This is a genomic window from Stappia indica, assembly GCF_020177335.1.
GTDB lineage: Bacteria > Pseudomonadota > Alphaproteobacteria > Rhizobiales > Stappiaceae > Stappia > Stappia indica_B.
The window spans coordinates 60,619-85,128 of the sequence record NZ_JAIVMG010000004.1 but is presented as its reverse complement, the minus strand read 5'-3'; the positions used below and the strand labels follow the sequence as shown (position 1 = coordinate 85,128).

Sequence of the window (24,510 nt, the reverse complement as noted above, 5' to 3'; positions counted from 1 at the left end):
GGTTGAAGCAAGAAGGACAGAAACATGACCGTATCGTTGATGCTGCTGCATTTGGCGGGTGCCGTTACGTTGCTGCTCTTCGCGGTCCGGATGGTGCGGACCGGAGTGGAGCGGGCACACGGGGCTGGATTGCGCCGGGCCATCGGCCGGGCCCGCACTGGCGCGGTGAAGGCGGCCGCCAGTGGAACCATCGCCGCCGTGGTGCTGCAAAGCTCCACCGCCGTGGCGGTTCTGGGCGCCGGCTTCGCCGCCAGCGGCCTGCTGGGCTTGCCGGTGGGGCTGTCGTTGATGCTGGGGGCGGATCTCGGCTCGGCGCTGGTGGTGCGCATTCTGGCTTATGACATCTCCTGGCTGATGCCGATCTGTCTGGTCGTCGGCGGTGCGCTGTTTCTCAACGGACGCAGCCGCGAACAGCGCCAGAGCGGCCGCATTCTCGTCGGTATCGCCCTGATCCTGTTGTCCCTGCGGTTGATGGGCGAGGCGACGGCGCCCTTGCGCGAAGGCACCTTCTTCGCCCTCGTGGTCGACTATCTGTCGGGCGACTTCCTGACCGCTTTCCTGCTCGGCGCGCTGTTCACCTGGGCGGTGCATTCCAGCGTCGGGGCGATCCTCCTGTTCATGACGCTGGCGGCGCAGAACGTGTTGCCCGCCGATCTGGGCATCGCGCTGGCGTTGGGCGCCAATTTCGGCGGTGGGCTGATCGCCCTCGGGCTGACCCGGGGCGCGTCGATCGAGGCGCGGCGCATCGTCATCGGCAACATGGTGTTTCGTGGCGGCGGTTCGCTGGCGGCCCTCTTCCTGCTCGTCACCGTGGCGCCGCCGCTCGACCTGCTCGGCGCGAGTGCCGCAGCGCAGATCGTCAACGCCCATCTCCTGTTCAACGCAACCCTGTTGCTGATTGGCCTGCCGCTCTGTCACCCGATGGCCCGGGTCATCGAAGGGGTGATCGGCCTGGCAGCGGCGGAAAAGGAAGAGCTGCCGGAGACCCGCATCAGCGCGCTCGACCGCGGCGCCCTCAAGGTGCCGCATCTGGCGATTGCCGGCGCGACCCGCGAGTTGCTGGGCATGGGCGAGACAGTGCAGCGGATGCTGGCGCCGGTGATGGAGCTTTATGAGAGCGGCTCGGCGCCGCTGATCGCCCGCACCCGGGCGCTGGATGACGACCTCGACCGGGCGCAGGCGGAGATCAAGACCTATCTCACGGAACTGGCCCGCTCCCGCCTCGATCAGGCCGACGCGCAGCGTTGCTTCGAGCTGACCGGCCATGCGATCAGCCTGGAGCATGTGGGCGATATCATCGTCAAGGACCTCCTGGCGCTGGCGGAAAAGCGGCGGGACCGGCGGCTGGCGTTCTCCGAGGATGGCTGGCGGGAGCTGACCGACCTGCATCAGCGGGTCTTGTCCAACCTGCAACTGGCGCTCAATCTGCTGGTTTCCGGCGACCGGGAGACCGCGCGGCAGCTGGTGGAGGAAAAGGACCGGCTGCGGCAACTGGAGCGGGACAGCAGCGCCCGGCACCTGAAACGCCTGCGCGAGGGCAGCATCAATGCCATCGAGACCAGTGAAATCCATCTGGAAACGATCCGCCATTACAAGCAGATCAACTCGCTGATCGCCACCATCGCCTACCCGATCCTCAGCCAGAGCGGCGACCTTCTGGAAAGCCGGCTGGCGGTCGCCGAGGGCTGACCTCGCGGGTCCGCGACGGCCGGATTTTATGTATAAGTGAAATCGTTCAAATCCATTTGAAATAGCGATTTTACAAATATTTCGCTTCCTCGCATCATCGGGCGGTCAACAGGGGTCGCCCGATTGGGCGGCGTCTGGACCGGACGGGTACGGGCCGTGCGGGCGCCTTGGGTGCCTTAGCTGGCGGCTGCCGAACAGGTCCCGGCCGATCCCTTTTGCCTGGAGGCTTTGATCCGATGTCGACTGATTGCTCGCAGGCCGTCCTGCCCGCGCCGCTGTGCGGCGAACCTTACCTGCTGACGCCCGGTCCCCTCACCACCTCGCACGAGGTGAAGAAGGCCATGCTGCGCGACTGGGGCTCCTGGGACGATGACTTCCGCGCCATGACGGCGCAGCTCCGCCGCGAGTTGCTGGCGCTGATCGGGCCGGGCGGCGAGGATTACGACTGCGTGCCGGTGCAGGGCAGCGGCACCTTCGCGGTGGAGGCGATGCTCGGCAGCTTCCTGCCGCGCGATGGCAAGGCCTTGGTGCTGATCAACGGTGCCTATGGCCAGCGCACCGCCCAGACGCTGGACTATCTGGGACGCGCCTATGCGGTGATCGACAAGGGCGACTATCTGCCGCCGCGCGGAGAGGAGGTCGCCCGGGCGCTGGAGGCCGATCCGGCCATCACCCATGTGATCGTCGTTCATTGCGAAACCAGTTCCGGCATTCTCAATCCGGTCAGGGAAATCGCCGATACGGTGGCCGCGCATGGGCGCAAGCTCCTGGTCGACAGCATGAGCGCCTTCGGCGCGGTGCCGCTGGAGGTGGGCGAGATCGCCTTCGAGGCGATGGTGTCCTCGGCCAACAAATGCATCGAGGGCGTGCCGGGCTTCGGCTTCGTCATCGCCCGTAGAAGCGCGCTGGAAGAGGCCAAGGGCGTCAGCTCCTCGCTCAGCCTCGATGTTCATGCCCAATGGGTGCATATGGAAAAGACCGGCCAGTGGCGCTTTACCCCGCCGACCCATGTGGTCGCCGCTTTCATCGAGGCGCTGCGCCAGCACCGTGAGGAAGGCGGGGTGGCCGGACGTCTGGCCCGCTACACCGCCAATCGCGATACGCTGGTGGAGGGCATGCGCGGGCTCGGCTTCGAGACCCTGCTCAGCGAGCGCTGGCTGTCGCCGATCATCGTCACCTTCTTCACCCCGGCCGACCCGGCCTTCGGCTTTGCCGACTTCTACGCGCGGATGAAGGCCAAGGGCTTCATCATCTATCCCGGCAAGCTGACGGTGGTGGAAAGCTTCCGCGTCGGCTGCATCGGCCGGATGGATCCGCCGGTGATGCGCAAGGTCGTCGCCGCCGTCGCCGAGTGCCTGGCCGAAATGGGCGTGTCCAGCGCCGTGCCGCCGACCATCGCCCTTGAAGAACGCACCAAGCTCGTTGCCTGAGCGCCCCATCCTTTCGAACAAAGCGAAGTCCATCCGATGAACCAGATCACCAAGTTCCCCGTCCAGGTCAACGGCCGCGCCTATCCGCGCCCGAAGGTGCCGGCCATCGCCATCTGTCTCGATGGCTGCGAGCCGGCCTATCTCGACGAGGCCATCGCCGCCGGCCTGATGCCGACCTTGAAGCGGATCCGCGAGACCGGGACCGTGCGCACCGCCCATTCGGTGATCCCGAGCTTCACCAACCCGAACAACCTGTCGATTGCCACCGGCCGGCCGCCGGCGGTGCATGGCATCTGCGGCAACTACCTCTATGAGCCGGAAACCGGCGAAGAGGTGATGATGAACGATCCGCGCTTCCTGCGCGCGCCGACCGTGTTCAAGGGTTTCTACGATGCTGGCTGCCGGGTCGCCGTGGTGACCGCCAAGGACAAGCTGCGGGCGCTGCTCGGCTCCGGCCTTGCCTTCGACGAGGGGCGGGCGATCTGCTTTTCCTCGGAGAAATCGGCCACGACCACCAAGGCTGAGCATGGCATCGACAATGCCAGCGCCTGGCTCGGCCGTCCGGTGCCGGAGGTCTATTCGGCGGAACTGTCCGAATTCGTCTTCGCCGCCGGCGTCAAGCTCTTGAAGGAATTCAAGCCGGACGTCATGTATCTGACGACCACCGACTACGTGCAGCACAAATATGCGCCGGGCGTGCCGGAGGCCAATGCCTTCTACGAGATGTTCGACCGCTACCTGACCGAGTTGGATGCGCTGGGCGCGGCCATCGTCATCACCGCCGATCATGGCATGAAGCCCAAGCACACCGCCGATGGCGCGCCGGACGTGATCTATCTGCAGGATCTGTTCGACGGCTGGCTCGGCAAGGACGCGGCGCGGGTGATCCTGCCGATCACCGACCCCTACGTCGTCCATCACGGCGCGCTGGGTTCCTTCGCCACCACCTATCTGCCGGACGGGGCGGATGCGGCCGATCTGATCGCCCGGCTGTCGGCCATCGACGGCATCGATCTGGTGGTCGACCGGGCGGAGGCCTGCCGCCGCTTCGAGCTGCCGGCGGACCGGATCGGCGATCTGGTGCTGATCTCCTCGGAGAACAAGACGCTGGGCACCAGCGCCTCGCGGCACGACCTGTCCGCGCTGAACGAGCCGCTGCGTTCCCATGGCGGGCTGACCGAGCAGGCGGTGCCGTTCATCGTCAACCGGGTTCTGCCCGATCTCGGCAACGAGCCGGACTTGCGCAACTTCGACGCCTTCCAGGTGGCGGCGACGGCGGCGGCGGGCTGACCCGGCGCGCGGGGCACGCAGAGGAGGTTCCGACATGAACATGAGCGAACGCGGCTTGAGCGTGCGTCACGAGCCGATGCGGATCGCCGGGCGCAAGGTCGATGCCGAGGATGTCATCGAGGTGCGCTACCCCTTCACCGGGGAGGTGATCGGCACGGTGCCGGCGGGAACGGCGGCCCATGCGCGCGAGGCCTTCGCCATCGCCGCCGCCTACCGGCCGAGCCTGACGCGCTACGAGCGGCAACAGATCCTGTTCCGCGCGGCCGAGCTTCTGGTGGAGCGCAAGGAGGCGCTGTCCGATACGATCACCCTGGAGCTGGGGATTTCCAAGAAGGATTCCCTTTACGAGGTGGGGCGCGCCTATGACGTCTTCACCCTGTCGGCGCAGATGTGCATCATCGACGATGGCGAGGTCTACTCCTGCGATCTGACGCCCCATGGCAAGGCGCGCAAGATCTTCACCACCCGCGAGCCGCTGAACGCGATTTCCGCGATCACCCCGTTCAACCATCCGCTCAACATGGTGGCGCACAAGGTGGCGCCGGCGGTGGCGACCAACAATTGCGTCGTCGTCAAGCCGACGGAACTGACGCCGCTCACCGCGTTGATGCTGGCGGATATCCTTTACGATGCCGGGCTGCCGCCTGAGATGCTGTCGGTGGTCACCGGCTGGCCGAAGGATATCGGCGCGGAGATGATCACCAATCCGGAGATTGAGCTGGTCACCTTCACCGGCGGCGTTCCGGTGGGCAAGATGATCGCCGATACCGCCGGATACAAGCGCACGGTGCTGGAACTTGGCGGCAACGATCCGCTGATCGTGCTCGACGATCTGGGTGAGGAGGATCTGGCCCGGGCGGCGGATCTGGCGGTTGCCGGGGCAACCAAGAACTCCGGCCAGCGCTGCACGGCGGTGAAGCGGATCCTGGCGCAGGAGAAGATCGCCGACCGGCTGGTGGAGATGATCGAGGAGCGGGCGCGCAAGCTGGTGTTCGGCGATCCGATGGACGCGAACACGGATCTGGGCACGGTCGTCCACGCCGAAGCGGCGGCGATGTTCGATGCGCGGGTGACCAAGGCCGCCGAAGCCGGCGCAAAGGTGCTCTACCATCCGGGGCGCCAGGGCGCGCTGCTGCCGCCGATCGTGGTCGACCATGTGCCGCATGAAAGCGAACTCGTGCTTGAGGAAACCTTCGGGCCGGTGATCCCGGTGGTGCGGGTGCCCGGGGACGATGCGGCGGTCATGCGTATTTCCAACTCCACCGCCTTCGGCCTGTCGTCGGGGGTCTGCACCAACCGCATGGACCGGGCGACCGCCTATGTGAAAGGGCTCAACGTCGGCACGGTGAACATCTGGGAGGTGCCGGGCTACCGCATCGAGATGTCGCCCTTCGGCGGCATCAAGGACAGCGGCCTTGGCTACAAGGAAGGTGTCATCGAGGCGATGAAGAGCTACACCAACATCAAGACCTTCTCCCTGCCCTGGTAGGGGGAAGCCTGCCGCGCCGGCCTCGAACCTTGCCGGCGTGGGTGTCGTCACCGAGGAAAACCCGCATGACGCAGGAGCCTGAATCGCCCGTGCACACGGAAGGGGAGGCCAATACCTCGGCGGCGCGTCAGGCCTGGCGCGCGGCAAGCCGGCACGGGCCGACCGACGCGCTGCTGGAGCGGGACGCCGACGCCTTCCTGCATCAGAGCCTGTCCTCGCCGTGCCTGTCGGCGATTGCGAAGGCGGAAGGGATCTGGATCGAGGACACCGCCGGCCGGCGGTTCATGGATTTCCATGGCAACAGCGTTCATCACATCGGCTATGGCCACCCGCGTCTGACGGCGGCGATCAAGGCGCAGATCGATGCACTGCCCTTCGCGCCGCGCCGCTTTACCTGCGAGCCGGCGGTGGAACTGGCGGAAAAGCTCGGTCGCATCGCGCCGGGAACCCTGTCGCGCTGTCTCTTCACCACTGGCGGGTCCGATGCCAACGAGGTGGCGCTGAAGATCGCCCGTGCGGCGACCGGCCGGTTCAAGACCATCTCGTTCTGGGATGCGTTCCACGGGGCCGGGTTCGGCGCCGCCAGCGTCGGCGGTGAGCACACCTTCCGCTCCGGCATTGCCGGGCCGCTGCTGCCGGGCACGGAGCATGTGGCGCCGTTCGCCTGCTATCGCTGCCCCTACAATCACGCCGGCCCCGAGACCTGCGGGCTCGCCTGCGCCGGGATGGTCGATTATGTGCTGGAGCGCGAGGGCGATGTGGCGGCGGTGATCGCCGAGCCGATGCGCGCGGTGCCCTACGTTCCGCCTCCCGGCTTCTGGAAGGCGGTGCGGGAGGCCTGCACCCAGCGCGGCGCGCTGCTGATCTTCGACGAGATCCCCACGGGTCTGGGCAAGACCGGGCGCTATTTCGCCTGCGAACATGATGAGGTCACGCCGGATATTCTGGTGATGGGCAAGGCGCTGGGCGGCGGCATCCTGCCGATTGCAGCGGTGGTCGCCCGGCCGGAGCTGAATGTCGCCGGCGATTTCGCCATCGGTCACTACACCCACGAGAAAAACCCGGTGACGGCGCGGGCGGCACTGACCACCTTGCAGATCATCGAGGATGAGGGGCTGGTGGAGCGCGCGGCAACGCTTGGCGCCCATGCCATCGCCCGGATGGAAGAGCTGAAGGCGCGCGCGCCGATCATCGGCGATGTGCGCGGACGCGGGTTGATGTTCGGGCTGGAAATCGTTACCGATCGGGCAGCGCGCACGCCCGGCACAGCGCTGGCGGAGGCGATCTATTATCGTTGCCTCGATGCGGGGCTGAGTTTCAAGATCAGTCAGGGATGCGTCCTCACCCTGTCGCCGCCCCTGGTGATTTCCCGTGAGGATCTCGACCGGGCGCTGGATATTGTCAGCGAGGCCGTCCTTGCCCATTGCTGAGGCAATCTGAGTGTCCGGTTTCGCTCTTTTCCTGGTGCTGACGGCGGCGGTCCTGCACGCCAGCTGGAACGCCATGGTCAAGGCCGCCGGCGACCGGGCGCTGATCCTTGCCTGCGTGGCGATCGCCCATACCTTCGTCGGCGGGGCGATGGTGCTCTTGTCGCCCGCCCCGGCACCGGAAAGCTGGCCGTTCATTCTAGCCTCCGCCACGCTGCATTACTTTTACTACCTGTTCCTGTTCGTCTCCTACCGGATCGGCGATCTGTCGCAGGTCTATCCGATCGCCCGGGGCCTGTCGCCGATGCTGGTGGCCCTTGGCGCCTTCGTTTTCGCCGGCGAGCGGCTGCCGATGCCAGCGGCCATCGGCATTGCCTGCGTCTCCGGCGGCATCGCCCTTCTGTCCTTCACCGCGCGCCGTTCTCTGGCCGAACAGCCCCTGGCGCTGGCGGCGGCCATCGGCACCGGTTTCATCATCGCCAGCTACAGCCTGGTCGATGGCATGGGGGTGCGGCTGTCCGGCAGCGCCTTCGGCTACATGGGCTGGCTGTTCCTGTCCGAGGCGCTGGTGGTGGCGGTGGTCGCCCAGCGGCGCTGGGGACAGTTGCGGGTGCTGGCGCGGCCGATGGCGAAATACACATTGCTCGCCGGGTTCAGTTCGGTCGGTGCCTATGCGCTGGTGATCTATGCCAACCTGCTGGCGCCGCTTGGCGCCGTGTCCGCCGTGCGCGAGGTCAGCGTCGTCGTCGCCGCAACCATCGGCGTGATGCTCTTCGGCGAACGCCCGTGGAAAAGCCGGATGATCGCCGCCGTTGCGGTTGCGGGCGGCGTGGTACTGCTCGCCGGCTCCTGACCTCTGCGCCCGTCCTGCGGCGCTGTCGCGCGGCGGCGTGGTCCTTTTCTTTTGCCAGCTCCTTCGCTACCAATGAGCCGCCCGAGCGCCCCGGGGTAACTTCCGGGTGCAGGCTTGCGGGCGATCGGATCGGCGGCAGCGAGGGGAAGACGCATGGGAGAGACGACGGGCGGCATGGCACTGAACACGGCGGCGCCGGCGGATGAAAACGGCTTCGCCTTGCCGCGCGCCATGAGCGCTGAGGAAAGCGCGCGCTACCAGGCCGATGGGTTCCTTCTGCTCAAGAACGCCTTCGATCCGGCGGCAATTGCGGCCATCGAAGCGGAGATCGAACGGCTGGAAAAGGTGCCGGAAGCGCCGGGCCAGCATTGGGTCTACGGCGAGACGGTCGAGGACCCGGAGCCGCGCCGGGTGATCAGCCGGATGGAAAATCTGGTGCCGTTCTCTCCGGTCTTCGCCGGGCTCAGTACCGCACTGCTCGGCTATGCCGGCGAAGCGCTCGGCGGACCGGCGGCGCTGTTCAAGGAGAAGGTCAATTTCAAACGCCCGGGCGGCGCCGGCTTCACGCCGCATCAGGACCAGCAGGCGGGCTGGTGGAACTACGCGCCGCGCTTCGTCTCCATCATGGTGTGCGTCGATCCGGCGACACCGGAAAGCGGCTGCGTCGAGTTCGCCGCCGGCCATCACCAGCGCGGCATGTTCCGCGAATGGGAACCCTTGACCGACGAGGATATGAAGGACATGACCTTCGTGCCGGTGGCGACAGAGCCGGGCGATGTGGTGCTGATCGACAGCTTCTGTCCGCACCGGTCCGAGACCAACCGCAGCGATCGTCAGCGCCGGCTCTATTTCGCCACCTACAACCGCGCGGCGGACGGCGACCATCTGGCGCGCTACTACGCCGACAAACATGCGAATTATCCGCCGGATGTGGAGCGTGCCGCCTCGACCGAATACAGGTTCAAGGTCTAAGGAAGGGACCGGCCCGGGTCCGCTCAGGGCCTGCACCGGCGCCTGACCCATCCTCTTCCTTGCCTCCCAGCCTGCCGTCATCATTGAAAGGACTGCCCTTGCTGTTGGAAAACACGCGCGGATCGAACGCCGCACCCGTCTCCCGGTTCACCCGGTTGCGCCAGTTGCTGACCCGGCCGGAGATGGCGTTCCTGATGGAGGCGCACAGCGGATTGTCGGCGAAGATCGTCGAGGAAGCCGGCTTTGAGGGGATCTGGGCTTCGGGCCTGTCCATGTCGGCGACGCTCGGCGTGCGGGACAACAACGAGCTGTCCTGGACCCAGGTGCTGGACATGCTGGAATACATGTCCGACGCCTCTAGCCTGCCGATCCTGGTCGATGGCGATACCGGCTACGGCAACTTCAACAATTTCCGCCGTTTCGTGAAAAAGCTGTGCCAGCGTGGCGTGGCCGGGGTGTGCATCGAGGACAAGATCTTCCCCAAGACCAACTCGTTCCTCGGCGAGAACCAGCCGCTCGCCGACATCGACGAGTTCTGCGGCAAGATCAAGGCCGGCAAGGACACCCAGGAGCACGCCGACTTCTCCATCGTCGCGCGGGTCGAGGCGCTGATCGCCGGGCGCGGGCTGGAGGAAGCGCTGAAGCGTGCCCATGCCTATGCGGATGCCGGGGCGGACGCCATCGTCATTCACTCCAAGAAAAGCTCGGCGGACGAAATCCTCGCCTTCTGCCGGGAATGGGACAACCGGGCGCCGGTGATCCTCATTCCGACCAAATACTACCGCACCCCGACCGATCGGTTCCGCGAGGTTGGCGCGTCGATGGTGATCTGGGCGAACCACAATCTGCGCAGCTCCATTCAGGCGATGCGCGACACCTGCGCGGAGCTGAAGCGCAGCGAGACCCTGATCGACGTGGAAGACAGCGTCGCGCCGCTGGCCGATGTGTTCGCACTGGCCGGCGCCGGGGAACTGGAAGCTGCCGAAAAGCGCTATCTCGCCGCGTCAAGCGGATCGGCGCAGGGCGTGATCCTGGCGGCGACGCGCGGCGAGAGCCTGGGCGATCTCACCCTGGAACAGCCCAAATGCATGGTGCCGGTCCGGGGCCGGTCGATCCTGGGCCGTCAGGTCGAGGCGCTGAACCGGCATGGGGTGAGCGATATCACCGTGGTTGCCGGCTATCGCGCCGATGCGGTGACCGTGCCGGGCATCCACAAGGTGGTGAACGAGGACCATGCCACCACCGGCGAGGCGGCCTCGCTGGCGCTGGCGCTGGAGCGGCTCGACGGGGCGATGGTGCTGTCCTTCGGCGATATCGTCTACCGCCCGTTCTTCCTCGGCCTTCTGGAGGAGCGGGAGGAGGACATCGTCCTGCTGGTCGACCCGGACGGGAGCACCACCGGTCGCGATCCGGTCGCCTGCACGCTGCCGTTCAGCGACGATCCGGACCTTGGCGGGGTGGCGCCGCTGCTGACCCGGTTCGTCGAGGGCCAGAGCGATGCGAAAAGCGATGGGAAAAGCGATGGGGCCGGCGACGGGGAATGGATCGGCCTGCTGCGCACCAGTGCCGAGGGCACACGGCGCCTGAAGGCGGAGCTCGCGGCGATGCAGGGCGAAGGCCGCCTCGAATCCGCCGATACCGGTGCGGTGCTGACCCGGCTGGCGGAGAAGGGAGCACGCATCGCCGTTGTCTATGTGCGCGGCTACTGGCGCAACGTGAACGACGTGATGGACCTTGCCCAGGCGCGGGATTCGATGTGAGCGGCAGATGATCGAGGCATCCGACTTTCTTTCCGCCGCCACCAGGCAGGGCATCGATTTCTTTACCGGGGTGCCCTGCAGCTTCCTCACCCCCCTGATGAACGCGGTGATCGCCGATCCGGCGGCCCGCTATGTGGGGGCGACCAGCGAGGGCGAGGCGGTGGCGATTGCCGCCGGCGCCTGGCTGGCCGGCCGGGACACGGTGGTGATGTGCCAGAACTCCGGTCTTGGCAATGCGGTCAATCCGGTGACCTCGCTGAACCATCCGTTTGAGATCCCGACGCTGATGATCGTCACCTGGCGCGGTCAGCCGGGGCTGAAGGACGAGCCGCAGCACGATCTGATGGGGCGGATCACGCCGGAGCTTCTGGAACTGATTGGCGCGCGCCACGAGCTCTTTCCCGCCTCCGCCGACGAGGTGGCGGGAAAGCTCGCCGCCGCACGCGCGCATATGTCGGAGACCGGGCGGCCCTTCGCCTTTGTCCAGCCGAAGGGAGCGATCCGACCGATGCCGCTCACGCAGGAGCGCCCGCCGGTGCGCGCGGCCGTCGCTGTCGCCGATTTTGTTGGCGCCACGGGCCCGGCACGGCGGGTGGCGGTGATGGAGCGGATCGTCGCGGCGCTGCCGCCGGGCGCGGGGGTGATCGCCACCACCGGCTTCACCGGCCGGGAGCTGTTCACGCTGGAGGATCACCCGCGCAATCTTTATTGCGTCGGCTCCATGGGTGGAGCCAGCGCCATCGGCCTTGGTGCGGCGCTCAATTCCTCGCGCCAGATCGTGGTGCTGGATGGCGACGGCGCGGCGTTGATGAAGCTCGGCAACATGGCGACCATCGGCGCCGAGGCGCCGGAAAATCTCACCCATGTGATCCTCGACAACGGCATGCATGAATCCACCGGCGGCCAGGCGACGGTCTCGCCGCAGGTGGACTTCGCGGCGGTTGCCGCTGCCTGCGGCTACCGGTTCGCCGCGCGGGTGGATGGTCTCGATCAGGCGCAGGCTGCGTTCCGCGCGGCGCTGGACCAGCCCGGTCCGCGCTGCCTCCACATTCGGGTCGCGGCCAGCGGCATGGAAAATCTTGGCCGACCGACGACGGCGCCGCGCGATGTGGCCCGCCGGTTTCGCGCCTATCTCTCACAGCATGGAGCCAATGGCGATGCATGACGAACCGATCCTGCTGACACCGGGACCCCTGACCACCAGCGCCCAGGTCAAGCAGGCCTTGCCGCAGGACTGGGGCTCGCGCGATCCGGCCTTCGTCGCGTTGACCGGGCGGGTGCTCGACGGTGTGCGGGCTGTGGCCGGCGCCGGTGCCGACTACGCCGCCGTGCCGGTGCAGGGCAGCGGCACCTTCGCGGTAGAAGCCATGCTCGGCACGCTGGTCGCCCCGGATGTGGGCGTTCTGGTGCTGGTCAATGGCGCCTACGGCCAGCGGATCGCCGAGATCTGCCGCCGCATCGGCCGCCACCATCAGGTGTATGAGGTCGCCGAGACCGAGGTGCACGACATGGCGGAGCTGGCGCGCCGGCTGGAGGATGCGCCGGAGATCGGCTTCGTCGCGGCGGTGCATTGCGAGACCACGTCCGGGCTGCTCAATCCGCTGGCGGAGATCGCCCGGACCGTGCGCGAGGCCGGACGCGAGCTCCTGGTGGATTCCATGAGCGGGTTCGGCGCTCTGCCGCTCGATGCGCGGGAGCTGGCCTTCGCCGGGCTGGCGGCCTCGGCCAACAAATGCCTGCAAGGGGTGCCGGGGCTGGGGTTCGTTCTGTGCCGGCGCGAGCTGCTGGACCGCTGCGCCGGCCATGCGCATTCGCTGGTCCTTGACCTCCATCTGCAGGAACAGGCGCTGGCGGGCGATGGGCAATGGCGCTTCACCCCGCCGGTGCAGGTGATGGCAGCGCTCGATGCGGCGCTTGCGGAGTTGCGCGAGGAAGGCGGCCCCGCGGCCCGGCTCGCCCGCTATACGGAAAATTGCGACACGCTGCTCGCGGGCATGACGCGGCTCGGCTTTGCCAGCGCGCTGCCGCGCGAACGCCAGGCGCCGGTGATCGTGTCGTTCCTCGAACCGCAGGAGAGTTGGTTCGACTTCACCCGCTTCTACGATGTGCTGCGGCGGCGAGGCTATGCTATCTATGCGGGCAAGATGCGCCAGCACGGCACCTTCCGAGTCGGCACCATCGGTGCGATCACCCCTGAGACCATGCATGGATTTCTGGAGGCCGTGACCGCCGTTATAACAGAAATGAAACAGAAATTGATTGCCTGAGGTTGTGGGGCGCTTTCCTGCGCTCTTGCGAGGAGGCGCGGCGATCGCGCGCGCCTTGCCCGCGCGGACGCACGGCGGAAGATCGCTGCGGCGCGACCTCTGGCACGCTGCCCGTATAGGGCGGAAGCCGTTGATTTCCGCCCTATACGGGCGCTTCCCAGCGCCGACCAGTGCCGCCACGCCTCCTGCGCGAGGGGGCGGACGGGCCTGTGTAACCGGTTGAAAACGCCTCGACAAATATATCGATGACGTGGCACGTCAGCGTGGCATCACGATGGGTTTCGCCGCCGAGGGGTGTGTTTTGCCGGCGACCCTGCGCCGGCTTACTCGACAGGTTGGGGCCTTTGAGGTATTTACGCAGCCTCACCGTATCGTGACCTTTGCGGCGAGTGGAGCGCCCCGGTCTGGACACGCTTTCAGAAGTCTCGGGTGTTTCCGGCGGATTGCGTCGGGGGATGGGCAGGGGCCTTCGCCCCGCGGCCGGCGCGCTGTGGTCAAGGTGACGCCCACCGGTCCTGGGTGGGAAAATTGATAAGTTCCGTATTGTTCTCGACATTCGTTCGGGCGCTGGGGGTAGACTATAATGAAGCCTGATCGGCCAAGCTTTTCCGTTGTCGCTGAGCGGCGCTTCCGTCTCGCCGGCAAGTCGATCATCGAGCGGCACAACCCCTACTTCCTTCCGGTGGACCGGCAGCGCGAGATCTGCGAACAGAAGAACATCCCCTTCGTCAGTTTCGGGCACTACGACTACCTTGGCCTCAGCCATCATCCAGAGGTCATCAAGAAGGCGAGCGAGGGATTGCATCGGCTCGGCAGCAGCGTCGGCGCGTCCCGGCTGGTCGGCGGCGAGCGGTCCGGTCACCGGGCCTTCGAAAGCGAGATGGCCGAATTCCTCGGTGTCGGCGATGTGATGTGCCTTGTCAGCGGCTATCTGGTGAACCTGTCGCTGATCAACTATCTGATGGGACCGCGCGATCTGGTGCTGATCGACGAACTGGCCCACAACTCGATCTTCGTCGGCGCCAAGAATGGCCGCTACGATCACCGCACCTTCCGGCATAATGATCTGGACGACCTCGAGCGGCAGCTTGCCGAGGTGCGTGGCCAGTACCGCAACGTGCTGGTGGTGGTCGAGGGTCTTTATTCGATGGATGGCGACATCCCGGATCTGCCGCGCCTGGTCGAGATCAAGGAAGCCCACGATGCCTGGCTTCTGGTCGATGAGGCCCATTCCTATGGCGTTCTCGGCGCCACCGGCCGGGGGCTGTGCGAGCATTTCGAGATCGATCCGGGCCGGATCGAGCTGACCGTCGGCACCCTGTCCAAGTCTTTCGTGTCCTCCGGCGGCTTTGTCTGCGCGGAAAAGGGCGTGATCGACTGGCTGCGCTTCGCGTTGCCTGGCTTCGTCTACAGTGTCGGCTTGTCGCCGGCGGCGCTGGGCAGCGCGCATGGCGCCCTCATCCAGTTGCGGGAACATCCGGAACTGGTCGAGCGACTGCATCGCAACTCCGTCTACTTCCGCGACAAGGCACGGGAAGCCGGGCTCGACACGGGCGCCTCCATCGGCCGCGGGGTCGTGCCGCTGCTGTTTTCCACTGTCGAGCAGACCATGATCGCCTCCCAGGCGCTGCTTGAAGAGGGTATCTACGCGCCGCCGATCGTGCAGATCGGTGTGCCCAAGGACCAGCCCCGCATCCGCTTCTTCATCTCCGCCGCTCATACGGATGAGGAAATGGACCGGACGATCGGCATCATCGCGGCGGTGGTCGCCGCCGGGCAAGATCCGGAACGGGTGCGCGCGCTGGCGCTTGGCGGGGTCTGAGCCCGCGCCATGGTTGCCCGTTCCGGCTCACCATTGGCTCCTGCTGGATCGCGCCGGTTGCTTCACCTGGCGTGCGCGCTGACATTGCTGCTTGGGCTGCTGTGTCTTGCAGGCGGACCGGGCGGGCCGGCGGTTGCACAGGAAGGGGTGAAGCGGGGCTTCGCCGCGTCGACCCAGCGGGCGCGGGCCTCCGCCGTGACCGAGGTGAAGACGCTGCCGGTGGTGCGGCCGGAGTTTCCGGTGCCGAACGAGCCGAACATGCTGTTCTACCTGCAGCGTTCGACCAATCCCAACACGGTGATCTACGCCGCGCGCTTCCGCGAGGACGGCACGCTCGACCCGAATGAGCCGGTGGCCGCCTACTGGCGCCGCTACAACACGACGGGCGAGCGCCTGCCGCTGAAGATGATCGAGGACAATTTCGCCTTCGGCGTGCGGACCGAGCGGACGGACGATCCGACCGTGTTCCGGCTTTACGTGGTGTCCTATCCGGAACGCAAGGCGACCCTGCGACTGGTGGCGCCAGGGCGGGCAGAACTCACCGTACCGGCCGGGGGGCGGCAGATGCGGCCGATCTATGCCTATATCGATGTGGATGAGAGCGGGCTCATGCCGAGCGTGCGCACGGTCTCGGTGATGGGACATGACGCGGCGACGGGCAGGCCGCTGGTGGAACGAATCCAGATCGAGTAAAGCGGCAGCATCGGATGCTCGAACGACACTTCACATGAAGACAGCCGCGTGCGCTGGTGGCGCCGCAAGAACGAAAGGCCGGCGCGGCGCGCCGGCAATTGGCAGGGGTTAAGCAGTAACATGACAGGTTCTTCCGCCACTTCGATCCGCACGGCGATCGTCGGCGCCGGCAACTGCGCCAGCTCGCTGGTGCAGGGTGTTGCCTATTGCCGCGAAAAGGGCGAGGACGCGATCGGCGTTCCGTTCCCGGTGCTTGGCGGCTACAAGCCGTCCGACGTGGAAATCGTCGCCGCCTTCGATGTGGACGCGCGCAAGGTCGGGCGCACGGTCGGCGAGGCGGCGGTGGCCCTGCCCAACTGCACCGAGATCTTCCACGATGCCCTGTCGGAGATGATCGCGCCGGTGTTTCGCGGTCCGGATCTCGATGGCGTGTCCGCCTTCATGCGCAACCAGGCGCCGGACCGCAGCTTCGTGGTCTCGCCGGACGCACCGCTCGACAAGGCGGGCGTTGTTGCCGCCCTGCGCGAGGCGCGGGCCGAGGTGATCATCAACTTCCTGCCGGTCGGCTCGATCGAGGCGACCGAGTTCTACGCCGAATGCGCGCTGGAGGCCGGTTGCGCCTTCGTCAATGGCATTCCGGTGTTCATCGCCTCCGACCCGGTCTGGGCCAAGCGGTTCCGCGATGCGGGCGTGCCGATTGTCGGCGATGACTTCAAGGCGCAGTTCGGCGCGACCATCACCCACCGCACCCTTGCCCGGCTGGCCGACATGCGCGGCGTCAAGGTGGACAAGACCTATCAGCTCAATGTGGGCGGCAATACCGACTTCCTCAACATGATGGACATGGACCGTCTGACGATGAAGCGGGAATCGAAGACCGAGGCGGTGCAGACGGCGATGAATGCTCGTCTCGACGACAGCGAGATCCGCATCGGCCCGTCGGACTACGTGCCGTGGTTGGAAGACCGCAAGGTGGCCTATGTGCGCCTTGAGGGGCGGCTGTTCGGCGGTGTGCGCACCCATGTGGAAATGCGGCTTGAGGTGGAGGATTCGCCGAATGCGGCGGCGATGGCGCTGATCGCCATCCGCTGCGCGCGGATCGCCCGTGATCGCGGCTTGGCTGGGCCGATCGATGATGCCAGCGCCTTCCTGTTCAAGCATCCGCCGACGCAGATCGAGGATTCGGAAGGCTACGAGCGGCTTATCGCCTTCGCGGAAGGCCGGGAGGGCTGACCATGCCGGCCGGTGGGCGCGACAGGCAGGACGGACGGCCGGTTGCGCTGATCACCGGCGGCAGCAGCGGCATCGGCCTGGCGCTGGCGGGCAAGCTCGCCGGCCTTGGCTTCGATCTGGCGCTGGTGTCGCGCCGCGCCGACCGGCTGGAGGTCGCACGGCAGCAGCTGGCGGCCATGGCGCCGGAGGCGCGGATCGGCCTCTATCCGGCCGATGTGGCCGATGCACAAGCCGGCGCGGCCGCGGTGCAGGCGGCGATCGCGGAGATGGGGCCGCCGGATTGGGCGGTGCTCAATGCCGGGATCGCACGGCCCGGCCATTTCCTCGACCAGCCGGTTGATGACCATCACGACCAGATGGCGACCAATTATTTCGGCGCACTCAATATCGCCCGGGTCGTGGCCCCGGAGATGGCCGAGGCCGGTGGCGGACGCATGGTGTTCGTCTCGTCCGGCGCGGCGTTTTTCGGCATTTACGGCTATGCGGCCTATGCGCCGTCGAAATTCGCCCTGCGCGGCCTGGCCGAGGTGTTGCGGGTCGAACTGGCCGGCAAGGGCATTTCCGTGACGCTGGCCTATCCGCCGGATACGGACACCCCACAGCTTGCGGCGGAAAACGAGACCAAGCCGGCGATCACCCAGGCGATCACCGCCGGCGGCGGGTTGTGGTCGGCGGAGCGGGTTGCCGAGCGGATCGTCAAGGGCGCCTCGCGCGGACGCTTCCTGGTGGCGCCGGGCGCGCAGATGACCATGCTGGCCTATGGCCACAGCATGCTGGCGCCCTTGCTGCGCCGCTATCAGATGCGCATCGCCCGCAAGGGGCGGTCGTGACGGTCGTTCTGGCGCCGGATCTGGTGCTCTGGGCGATCGCCATTGGCCTCGGCTTCGGCGCGCTGGTGCTGGGGCTGGGCAGTCTCGTGCCGGCGACGGCGGCCAAGGCCCGTCCGCTCTGGCCGACCTTCGTCACCGAACTGGTCATTGTCGCCGCCGCCGTTTTGCCCTTCGTGTTTGGCGGGGCGGTGCTGTGGCTGTGCCTTGCCGCCCTTTGCCTGCGCATCGGCCATGAGGCCGGGCAGGTGGCGCTGCTGCGCTGCGAGGGGGCAAGCGGATCGGTCATGCGCAGGCTTCTGCCCCTCGGTCTGGGGGGGCTGTGCTTCGGAGCCGGCATGGCAGTTGATGCCCTGCCGCTCGTCTGGAGCGCCGGCCTTGTGACGCTTTCCGGGCTGATCGCGGCTGGTACCCTGGCGATGATGCCGGGCGGTGAGGGACGAGGGGCACGGATCGCCGCTGAACTTGTGCTCTTCCCGGTGCTGCCGCTGGTGTTGTTCGTCGCCTGCGCGCTGACCGGTGACAATGCCGGTCTGCTGCTGCTCGCCTTTCTTCTGGTGGAAACCTACGACAGCTATGCCCTGCTTGGCGGCAAGATGTTCGGTCGCCGTCCGGCGTTTCCGGTTTTGAGTCCGCGCAAGACCATCGAGGGGCTGGCGATTGGCGGCGCCGCGCTTGCGCTGACAGCGGCGCTGGCCGGACCGCTGGTGCTTGGCTGGCCGCTGTGGCTGGCGGTGCTGGTCGCCGCCCTGATCGCGGTGACGGCGGTTGTCGGCGATCTTGCCGGGTCGCGGCTGAAGCGGGCCTCCGGGGTCAAGGACTATCCGCAGGTGCTGCCCCGGCAGGGCGGAGTGCTGGATATCGCCGATGCCTGGCTGATCGCCGGCCCGGCGCTCGTTCTTTTGTTGCGGCTGATCGGCTAGGGGAGACTGCGGTGATCAATTGCCCAGAAGCCAGCTTGCCGGCAGCAGCAGAAGGATCGCATAGACAGCGGCGGCGGCATCATCGAGCATGATGCCGAGCCCGCCCTTCACCTTGTCCTGCACCCAATTGACCGGGAAGGGCTTGAGAATGTCGAAGGCGCGAAAGGCGATGAAGCCGGCTGCCCACCAGAGCGGATCGAACGGCAGCACCAGAACCACGGCGGCGGCGCCGAAGCTTTCATCGACAACGACGATTTGCGGATCTTCAAGACCGGTATCGGCGGCAACCGCCGCCGAGGCCCAGACACCGATGACAAACAGCAGCACGAGGCCCGCGAGCTTGACCGGCCAGGCAAGCGCCATCAGGCTGGCGGCGAAGAGGAGGCCGACGGCGGCGCCGAAGGTGCCGGGCCAGAACGGCGCATGGCCGGCGCCCAGTGACAACCCAACGAGATAGGCAAGACGGCGCATCGTCGGCAACCTATGATATTAAAGGGAATCGGGCGGTGTTGTTGCCGACTGACTATCACGAAACCGGCCCGGAGACGATGCGGACAGACCTGCGCGATGCGATGTGCCGAGGGCGGCGGGCAGGTGTGCGGCCCGTGCGTTCCCCCATGCTGTGCGGTCCGGCATGAGGATGGGAGGGCTTGCCTCGCGCGCCCTGATGGCGCGCATCGCGGCCAAGGTGGTGATCGTTGTCGCCACCATCGAGGTGGTGTTTCTCGCCGAGAAGCTGACCGGCATACTGGAAGAGGTGCTGGGCAATGGCGGCGGGCTTGTCTCCGCGCTGTCGATCCTGTTGCTGACCTCGCCGGAGATCTTCGACTTCGCCCTGGCGCTGGCCTGCGTCATCGGCGTCTATTTCGCGCTGGTCGCCGCGCGTGAGGAGCGGGAGCTGGTGGCGCTGTCCGCCGCTGGCGTGTCCTGGTCATTGGCCCTGAAAGTGGTGCTTGTGGTGGGCGTCATGGCCTTTGGCGCCAGCTTGCTGGTGTCCGGCTTCCTCAACCCTCTGGCCGCCAGCGCCAACCGGGCGGTGGTGTTCAACCTGACGAGCGATCTTCTGTTCCGCCGGATCACCGAACCCAGCGAGGGCACGCTGATCGAGACCATTCGCGGCAAGACTTTCGCCGCGCTGAGCGACAGCAGCGTCTCGCCGCCGCATGAGAGCCTGTTCGTGCACCAGCCGGGCGAGGATGGCGCCTGGCGCGTGACCCAGGCGGAGGACTGGAAGCTGATCGGTCCGGACGCGGAGGGCAACTACAATCTCGGGCTCGGCCGGGTGAACGCCTATGACTTCAAGCGCGTCGATGAGGGCGGCGGTGATGCGGTGTCGAGCGGTGGGCGTGGCCCGAATCTCAGGTCTCTGGGCGGATCCGATATCGCCGATGTGCCGATGCTGCCGCTGGTGCGGGTGGAAAACGTCGAGGTGCCGGTGAGCCTGCGCAACATCCTGCGCCATGCCGCGCGACGCGAGGTGGCGGAGGAATGGACCTTCGCCGAAGCCTTGTGGGCGCAAGGGGGAAGCGACACGGCGCGCGAGGCCCGGGAGATCGCCGCGGAACGCTATGGCCGGGCGCTGGCGGCGCTGGTGGCACCGGTGCTGGCGCTGGTTGCCTGCGTTCTGGCGCAAGGGGGGCTGTCGAATTTCTTCGTGATGCCGGCGGGCTGTGCCGCGCTGCTGGCGTTCGATCTTGCCTTGCGCGCCGCGCTCGCCGATCTGGCCGGCAAGGGCGCATGGACGATGGTCGGCGGAGGTGCGGTGATGGCCATGGCCGCGCTGCTGCTGCTGGGCCTGATGGTGCGGGCGCGCCGCCATTCCCTGCTGCGCCCGGTCGGACAGCGGGCATGACCATGAGCGCCCTGACCTCCACGCTTCAGGGACGGCGGCAGGCGGGTGCCTGGTCTGGCGCGCGGGCGCCGGTGTTCGGCATTGCCGGGCGGCGGGCGCTGCTGCTCTATCTGCGAGTGAGCGGCCTGGTGATGCTGATGTTCCTGATCATCGCCTTCGCGATCGATCTGGCGCAGAACCTCGATGACGTTCTGGCGCGGGCCGAGGCGCTGGAGATGGGCAAGGGCGGCATTCTGGCCCGGTATCTGCTCTACCGGGCGGTGGATATCGTCACCCGGCTGTTTCCGGTGGCCTGTTTCATCGGCCTTTTTGCCTCCGAGCTCTATCGTCTGTTCAACCGCGAGACGACGGTTCTGGCCGGGGCGGGATGGTCGCCGGCGCAGACGCTCGCGGTGGTGGCGGTGTTCGGGTGCCTTACCGGCGCGCTGCAATTCTCGCTCGAACGCTGGTGGCGACCGGCGGCGGTGTTTGCCCAGGCGGAGCTGGAACTGGGCGGTTATGGCGCGCGCTTTGCCCGTGGCATCGTCGATGAAAAACGCTGGTTCGTCCTGAGCGGCAACGCGCTGCGGGCAACGGTCTTGCGTGACGGGGCGCCGGAGCTGCGGGATGTGGAACTCTACCGGGGGGTGGTGAGCGGCGATCTGCGCGATGTGCTGGTCGCCAAGCGCGCCGTGCCGACCGGGCATGAGAACTTCTGGCGGTTCTACGATGTCGATCTCTGGGCCAGCCTGCCGCAACAGGGCGGTGAGGGGGCGGCCCGCAGCCAAGGCTACGCGCGCAAATCGCTCTATCTGATGACGCGCTACGACAGCATCGATATCCGGCTGGATCTTTTCCCCGAAACCCTTGAGTTCTACGACGTTCCGGCATTTTACCTGCCGCAGGCGCCGCTGGAGAGGCTGGCGGAGGCGGGCAATCCGCTGAAGACACCGGATGTGGATGCGGCGCTGTGGCGCCGCTGGGCGGCGCTGTTCCTGCCCGGTGTCTATGCGCTCCTGGGCGCGAGCCTTGCGCCGGTTGCCGGCTCGGGGCGGATCATCGCGCCGACCCGGATCGTCGCGCTGGCCCTGTGCGGCTATCTGGCGCTGGTGGCGACCAAGGTCTCCTGGGCGATGGGGGAGATCGGCAGCCTGTCCGGGTTCACCAGCAGCTGGCTGGCGATTGTCCTGGCGCTTGGCGGAACGCTGGCCGCACAGCAGGTGCTGTCGCGGCCTCATTGACGGAAGGCCGGGGGCCTCAGGCGGGAACCGGGGTGCCGGCAGCGCTTTGGTTCGTGGCGGCCTGGCGGGCGGCGACAATGCGCGGATAGACCCGCTCGGCGGCGCGGGCGAGCATGGTCTCGTCATCAACCTCCGCCCAGGCGAGATCGTCGATCTTCGGGCAGGTCACCGGATGCTCGCGGGCCAGCGCCACCAGGCCGGATTCGTAATCGGCCATCGGCGTTTCCGCCACCATCCCCGCGCCGATTGCCTTCAGCGCCTCGACCGCCTCGCCAGTGAGATGGGTGATTCCGACCAGCTCGCCATGGTGAGGATCCGGCCATTGACCGGCGGTCTTGGACATGTCGCGCAGACACAGGGTGCCGGTGCGTTCATCCGCCCAGACATAGACCTCGTCGCCGGCCTCAGTCGGCCCGGACACCAGCAGCGCCGACCGGTCCGCAGTGCCGATGGCGGCAGAAATGGCGCGCGGTTCGTAGATCAGGTCGGTCTCCAGCACCAGGCAGGGGCCGGTGTGGCCGTCAAGCCCGACCAGCAGGCTGTGCAGCGATCCCTTGACCGCGTAGTCGGGATTGTGCGCCAGCGTCACGCCGGGCTGACCTTTCCCAGCCATCTCCCGATACTGCTCCTCCAGATGCCCGGTGACGATCCGGATTGCTCCGATGTCATGGGCACGCAAGGTATCGAGCGATTCCTCGACAAAGGACCGGTCGCCGAGCGACAGCAGGCCCTTTGGCGTCATCCGGCCTCGGGCACCCATGCGCACGCCCCGTCCGGCGGCAAGAAGAATAGCGGTGATATTGCGCATATGACCATCGGTTTGTGATAAGGCGGGTCAGTATTAGGGGAGGCGTGAGGCCTCGGCAAGGGACAGTGTGGGTATCGGGCACATGCGGCGAAAGCCAACGCTGGCGGCACTCGCCGCCGATTATCGGAACGGCAAGGTGCAGGACGAGCTGCGCGGCGACTGGGCGGTGGTGATTTTCTACCGGATCTGGAGTTTTCCGCTGGTCTGGCTGTTTGCACGCACGAGGGTGAGCCCGAGCGCGATCACCGCTTTTTCTGGCCTTTTGGTGCTGATGCTGCCGGCAAGCGCCGGGCTGTTGCCGCTCTCTGTCGCGGGGCCTGCCGTAGCCGCGTTGAGCTGCGCGGTGTTGACCCTCGACTGTGTCGATGGCGCGCTTGCCCGGATCACCGGTCGGGCGTCGCGGCTGGGCGGGATGCTCGACTTCCTCGTCGACATGGCCCACTGGGGCCTGCTCTATGCCAGCATCGGTGTGCTTGCCGACCGGGTCGCCGGAACCGGGTTTTTCTGGACCGCGCTTGGCTGCGCCGCCGGCTGGCTGCGGCTCTATGCACGGGTTGTCCGCGATGCCGGCCCGGCAAAACCGGAGGCCAGCACCGATGTGGCGGCGGCGATCTCATCCGGTGTTTCGGCGGGCGAGGTGCTGGTTGCCTTCGTCGCCGGTCTCAGCGGCGCCATTCCGCTTCTGCTCCTGGCCGGCTGGGCGTTTGGCGGCATCGGCTGGCTGGTGGTGTTCCTCATCGCCTATGCGGTGACGGATGTGGTCGATGCCGGGCTGCAATCCTTCGGCCGGGCGACTTCATGAAGATCGTCGAGATCTGTCCCTATGACCTGACCCGGCCGGGCGGGGTGCAAAACCACGTGCTCGACCTTGCTGCCTGGCTGGAACGGGCCGGGCATCAGGTGCGGATCGTCGCACCGCTGCCGGTCGCAGGAACAGGCCTTGGCCACGTCGACCACATTGGCGGCGGGCGCGGATTTTCCCTGTTCGGCACTGGCTTTGAGCTGACCTATGCCCGTAGGGGCGCCCGCCGCAGGCTGGTCGCGGAGTTGCGCGACTGGGGGGCGGAACTGGTGCATCTGCACACGCCCTGGACACCGCTGATGGCCTGGCAGGTGTGGCGCGGACTGCGGTTGCCGACGGTGACGACCTTTCACGCCACCTTGCCGGCGGACAAGACCACCGGGGCCGGTGGCCGGGCACTGGCCGGGGCGGCGCGCTACTTCCTGAAACGCTCACGGGCGGCCATCGTGCCCTCGGTTTCGCCGCTGGCGCATTTGCGGCCGGAGGCGACGGGAACGCCGGCGCATGTGCTGCCGCCGACCATCGATCTTTCCTCCTGGCGTCAGGCGGGGGATGCCGTGGGCACCGCTCCCGATGAGCGCGAGGGGCTGGAGATCGTCTTTCTCGGCCGGTTCGAGGAACGCAAGGGGCTCGATGTGCTGCTCACCGCCTGGCCGACAATCGCCGAGGCGGTCAAGGGCGCGCGGCTGACGGTCGCCGGTGGCGGCAAGCTGGAGCCGCTGGTGCACAGGGCGATGGCGGGACCCGGCGGCGACCGCATTCGGCTCGTGTCCGTACCGGATGCGACCTCGGCGCGGGATCTGGTGGCCCACGCCGACTTTTTGGCAGCGCCTTCGCCTTATGGCGAGAGCTTCGGGCTGGTGCTGATCGAGGCGATGGCCGCCGGCACCCTGCCGCTGGCGGCGGCCAACGAGGGCTATGCCACGGTGATGACCGGCCCGGGCGCACGGTTGCTGGTGCCGCCGGGGGATGCGCCGGCGCTGGCGGCGCTGGCGATCGATCTGGCACGAAAGCCCGAGGAGCGGGCGCGTTTGCGTGCCTGGGCTGAAGGCCATGCGGCCAGCTTCGACGTGGCGCGGGCAGGCCCTGCGTTCGTCGAGGTGTTCCAGGCCGCGCTCGGCCGATAACCCGCCGGCGGGCGAGCGAGGGGAAT

The 24,510-nt window shown here is 67.1% G+C and carries 21 protein-coding genes; 19 read left to right on the top strand and 2 right to left on the bottom strand.

The features are described 5' to 3' along the window. The first annotated feature begins 24 nt into the window (after positions 1–24). The 15 genes from LC062_RS07365 to LC062_RS07295 all read left to right on the top strand — a co-directional run bounded on the left by LC062_RS07365 (position 25) and on the right by LC062_RS07295 (position 18,675). Positions 25–1,689: a Na/Pi cotransporter family protein gene (locus LC062_RS07365; RefSeq protein ID WP_224910400.1), complete on the top strand. Its 1,665-nt coding sequence runs from the start codon at positions 25–27 to the stop codon at positions 1,687–1,689. 236 nt (positions 1,690–1,925) lie between these two features. After that, the gene (locus LC062_RS07360) at positions 1,926–3,119 is read left to right on the top strand and encodes a 2-aminoethylphosphonate--pyruvate transaminase (protein ID WP_224910399.1); all 1,194 of its coding nucleotides are present in this window, start codon (positions 1,926–1,928) and stop codon (positions 3,117–3,119) included. A gap of 36 nt (positions 3,120–3,155) precedes the next feature. Continuing rightward, positions 3,156–4,409 carry a phosphonoacetate hydrolase gene (gene phnA, locus LC062_RS07355; protein WP_224910398.1) on the top strand — a complete coding sequence of 418 codons (1,254 nt, stop codon included), beginning with the start codon at positions 3,156–3,158 and terminating at the stop codon, positions 4,407–4,409. Between the two features lie 40 nt (positions 4,410–4,449). Beyond that, entirely contained in the window at positions 4,450–5,898 is a 1,449-nt protein-coding gene (phnY, locus tag LC062_RS07350; protein ID WP_404829696.1) for a phosphonoacetaldehyde dehydrogenase, read from the top strand. Between the two features lie 65 nt (positions 5,899–5,963). Then, positions 5,964–7,328, top strand: a complete 1,365-nt coding sequence (gene pbfA / locus LC062_RS07345) for a (R)-1-hydroxy-2-aminoethylphosphonate ammonia-lyase (protein ID WP_224910396.1) — start codon at positions 5,964–5,966, stop codon at positions 7,326–7,328. A gap of 10 nt (positions 7,329–7,338) precedes the next feature. Then, on the top strand, positions 7,339–8,178 hold the full coding sequence (locus LC062_RS07340) for an EamA family transporter (protein ID WP_224910395.1): 840 nt from the start codon (positions 7,339–7,341) through the stop codon (positions 8,176–8,178). Positions 8,179–8,331: 153 nt separating this feature from the next. Further along, entirely contained in the window at positions 8,332–9,150 is an 819-nt protein-coding gene (locus LC062_RS07335; protein ID WP_224910394.1) for a phytanoyl-CoA dioxygenase family protein, read from the top strand. A gap of 98 nt (positions 9,151–9,248) precedes the next feature. Continuing rightward, positions 9,249–10,910, top strand: a complete 1,662-nt coding sequence (gene aepX, locus LC062_RS07330; protein ID WP_224910393.1) for a phosphoenolpyruvate mutase — start codon at positions 9,249–9,251, stop codon at positions 10,908–10,910. A 7-nt stretch (positions 10,911–10,917) separates the two neighbouring features. After that, the gene (gene aepY / locus LC062_RS07325; RefSeq protein ID WP_224910392.1) at positions 10,918–12,075 is read left to right on the top strand and encodes a phosphonopyruvate decarboxylase; all 1,158 of its coding nucleotides are present in this window, start codon (positions 10,918–10,920) and stop codon (positions 12,073–12,075) included. Next, the gene (locus LC062_RS07320) at positions 12,068–13,177 is read left to right on the top strand and encodes a 2-aminoethylphosphonate--pyruvate transaminase (protein ID WP_224910391.1); all 1,110 of its coding nucleotides are present in this window, start codon (positions 12,068–12,070) and stop codon (positions 13,175–13,177) included. The genes aepY and LC062_RS07320 overlap by 8 nt, the downstream gene beginning before the upstream one ends. 583 nt (positions 13,178–13,760) lie before the next feature. Further along, entirely contained in the window at positions 13,761–14,999 is a 1,239-nt protein-coding gene (locus tag LC062_RS07315) for an aminotransferase class I/II-fold pyridoxal phosphate-dependent enzyme (RefSeq protein WP_224910390.1), read from the top strand. Between the two features lie 57 nt (positions 15,000–15,056). Beyond that, on the top strand, positions 15,057–15,692 hold the full coding sequence (locus tag LC062_RS07310) for a DUF4833 domain-containing protein (protein ID WP_224910389.1): 636 nt from the start codon (positions 15,057–15,059) through the stop codon (positions 15,690–15,692). A gap of 120 nt (positions 15,693–15,812) precedes the next feature. Next, positions 15,813–16,925 carry an inositol-3-phosphate synthase gene (locus LC062_RS07305; protein WP_224910388.1) on the top strand — a complete coding sequence of 371 codons (1,113 nt, stop codon included), beginning with the start codon at positions 15,813–15,815 and terminating at the stop codon, positions 16,923–16,925. 2 nt (positions 16,926–16,927) lie between these two features. Continuing rightward, positions 16,928–17,755, top strand: a complete 828-nt coding sequence (locus LC062_RS07300) for an SDR family oxidoreductase (RefSeq protein ID WP_224910387.1) — start codon at positions 16,928–16,930, stop codon at positions 17,753–17,755. Next, positions 17,752–18,675: a phosphatidate cytidylyltransferase gene (locus LC062_RS07295; protein ID WP_224910386.1), complete on the top strand. Its 924-nt coding sequence runs from the start codon at positions 17,752–17,754 to the stop codon at positions 18,673–18,675. The genes LC062_RS07300 and LC062_RS07295 overlap by 4 nt, the downstream gene beginning before the upstream one ends. A 15-nt stretch (positions 18,676–18,690) precedes the next feature. Here the strand turns inward: LC062_RS07295 and LC062_RS07290 are convergent, their stop codons facing one another. Further along, a complete protein-coding gene (locus LC062_RS07290; protein ID WP_224910385.1) occupies positions 18,691–19,146 on the bottom strand; it encodes a phosphatidylglycerophosphatase A family protein in 456 nt (151 codons plus the stop codon). Between the two features lie 163 nt (positions 19,147–19,309). On the opposite strand from LC062_RS07290, the gene LC062_RS07285 reads away from it, so the two are divergent. Next, on the top strand, positions 19,310–20,527 hold the full coding sequence (locus LC062_RS07285; protein WP_224910384.1) for an LptF/LptG family permease: 1,218 nt from the start codon (positions 19,310–19,312) through the stop codon (positions 20,525–20,527). Then, on the top strand, positions 20,524–21,747 hold the full coding sequence (locus LC062_RS07280) for an LptF/LptG family permease (RefSeq protein ID WP_224910383.1): 1,224 nt from the start codon (positions 20,524–20,526) through the stop codon (positions 21,745–21,747). The genes LC062_RS07285 and LC062_RS07280 overlap by 4 nt, the downstream gene beginning before the upstream one ends. Before the next feature lie 16 nt (positions 21,748–21,763). Here LC062_RS07280 and LC062_RS07275 read toward each other — a convergent pair whose 3' ends face one another. Continuing rightward, positions 21,764–22,555, bottom strand: coding sequence for a phosphocholine cytidylyltransferase family protein (locus LC062_RS07275; protein WP_224910382.1), 792 nt, complete (start codon positions 22,553–22,555; stop codon positions 21,764–21,766). Between the two features lie 82 nt (positions 22,556–22,637). On the opposite strand from LC062_RS07275, the gene LC062_RS07270 reads away from it, so the two are divergent. Both LC062_RS07270 and LC062_RS07265 read left to right on the top strand, forming a co-directional pair. Further along, entirely contained in the window at positions 22,638–23,357 is a 720-nt protein-coding gene (locus LC062_RS07270; RefSeq protein WP_224910381.1) for a CDP-alcohol phosphatidyltransferase family protein, read from the top strand. Further along, a complete protein-coding gene (locus tag LC062_RS07265; protein WP_224910380.1) occupies positions 23,354–24,484 on the top strand; it encodes a glycosyltransferase family 4 protein in 1,131 nt (376 codons plus the stop codon). The genes LC062_RS07270 and LC062_RS07265 overlap by 4 nt, the downstream gene beginning before the upstream one ends. Positions 24,485–24,510: the final 26 nt, after the last annotated feature.

What these genes read in the sequence shown, in the direction of transcription:
- LC062_RS07365 (WP_224910400.1), top strand. Translation starts at nt 25, where the DNA reads ATGACCGTATCGTTGATGCTGCTGCATTTGGCGGGTGCCGTTACGTTG.
- LC062_RS07360 (WP_224910399.1), top strand. Translation starts at nt 1,926, where the DNA reads ATGTCGACTGATTGCTCGCAGGCCGTCCTGCCCGCGCCGCTGTGCGGC.
- phnA (WP_224910398.1), top strand. Translation starts at nt 3,156, where the DNA reads ATGAACCAGATCACCAAGTTCCCCGTCCAGGTCAACGGCCGCGCCTAT.
- phnY (WP_404829696.1), top strand. Translation starts at nt 4,450, where the DNA reads ATGAGCGAACGCGGCTTGAGCGTGCGTCACGAGCCGATGCGGATCGCC.
- pbfA (WP_224910396.1), top strand. Translation starts at nt 5,964, where the DNA reads ATGACGCAGGAGCCTGAATCGCCCGTGCACACGGAAGGGGAGGCCAAT.
- LC062_RS07335 (WP_224910394.1), top strand. Translation starts at nt 8,332, where the DNA reads ATGGGAGAGACGACGGGCGGCATGGCACTGAACACGGCGGCGCCGGCG.
- aepY (WP_224910392.1), top strand. Translation starts at nt 10,918, where the DNA reads ATGATCGAGGCATCCGACTTTCTTTCCGCCGCCACCAGGCAGGGCATC.
- LC062_RS07320 (WP_224910391.1), top strand. Translation starts at nt 12,068, where the DNA reads ATGCATGACGAACCGATCCTGCTGACACCGGGACCCCTGACCACCAGC.
- LC062_RS07315 (WP_224910390.1), top strand. Translation starts at nt 13,761, where the DNA reads ATGAAGCCTGATCGGCCAAGCTTTTCCGTTGTCGCTGAGCGGCGCTTC.
- LC062_RS07305 (WP_224910388.1), top strand. Translation starts at nt 15,813, where the DNA reads ATGACAGGTTCTTCCGCCACTTCGATCCGCACGGCGATCGTCGGCGCC.
- LC062_RS07300 (WP_224910387.1), top strand. Translation starts at nt 16,928, where the DNA reads ATGCCGGCCGGTGGGCGCGACAGGCAGGACGGACGGCCGGTTGCGCTG.
- LC062_RS07290 (WP_224910385.1), bottom strand. Translation starts at nt 19,146, where the DNA reads ATGCGCCGTCTTGCCTATCTCGTTGGGTTGTCACTGGGCGCCGGCCAT.
- LC062_RS07285 (WP_224910384.1), top strand. Translation starts at nt 19,310, where the DNA reads ATGAGGATGGGAGGGCTTGCCTCGCGCGCCCTGATGGCGCGCATCGCG.
- LC062_RS07280 (WP_224910383.1), top strand. Translation starts at nt 20,524, where the DNA reads ATGACCATGAGCGCCCTGACCTCCACGCTTCAGGGACGGCGGCAGGCG.
- LC062_RS07275 (WP_224910382.1), bottom strand. Translation starts at nt 22,555, where the DNA reads ATGCGCAATATCACCGCTATTCTTCTTGCCGCCGGACGGGGCGTGCGC.
- LC062_RS07270 (WP_224910381.1), top strand. Translation starts at nt 22,638, where the DNA reads ATGCGGCGAAAGCCAACGCTGGCGGCACTCGCCGCCGATTATCGGAAC.
- LC062_RS07265 (WP_224910380.1), top strand. Translation starts at nt 23,354, where the DNA reads ATGAAGATCGTCGAGATCTGTCCCTATGACCTGACCCGGCCGGGCGGG.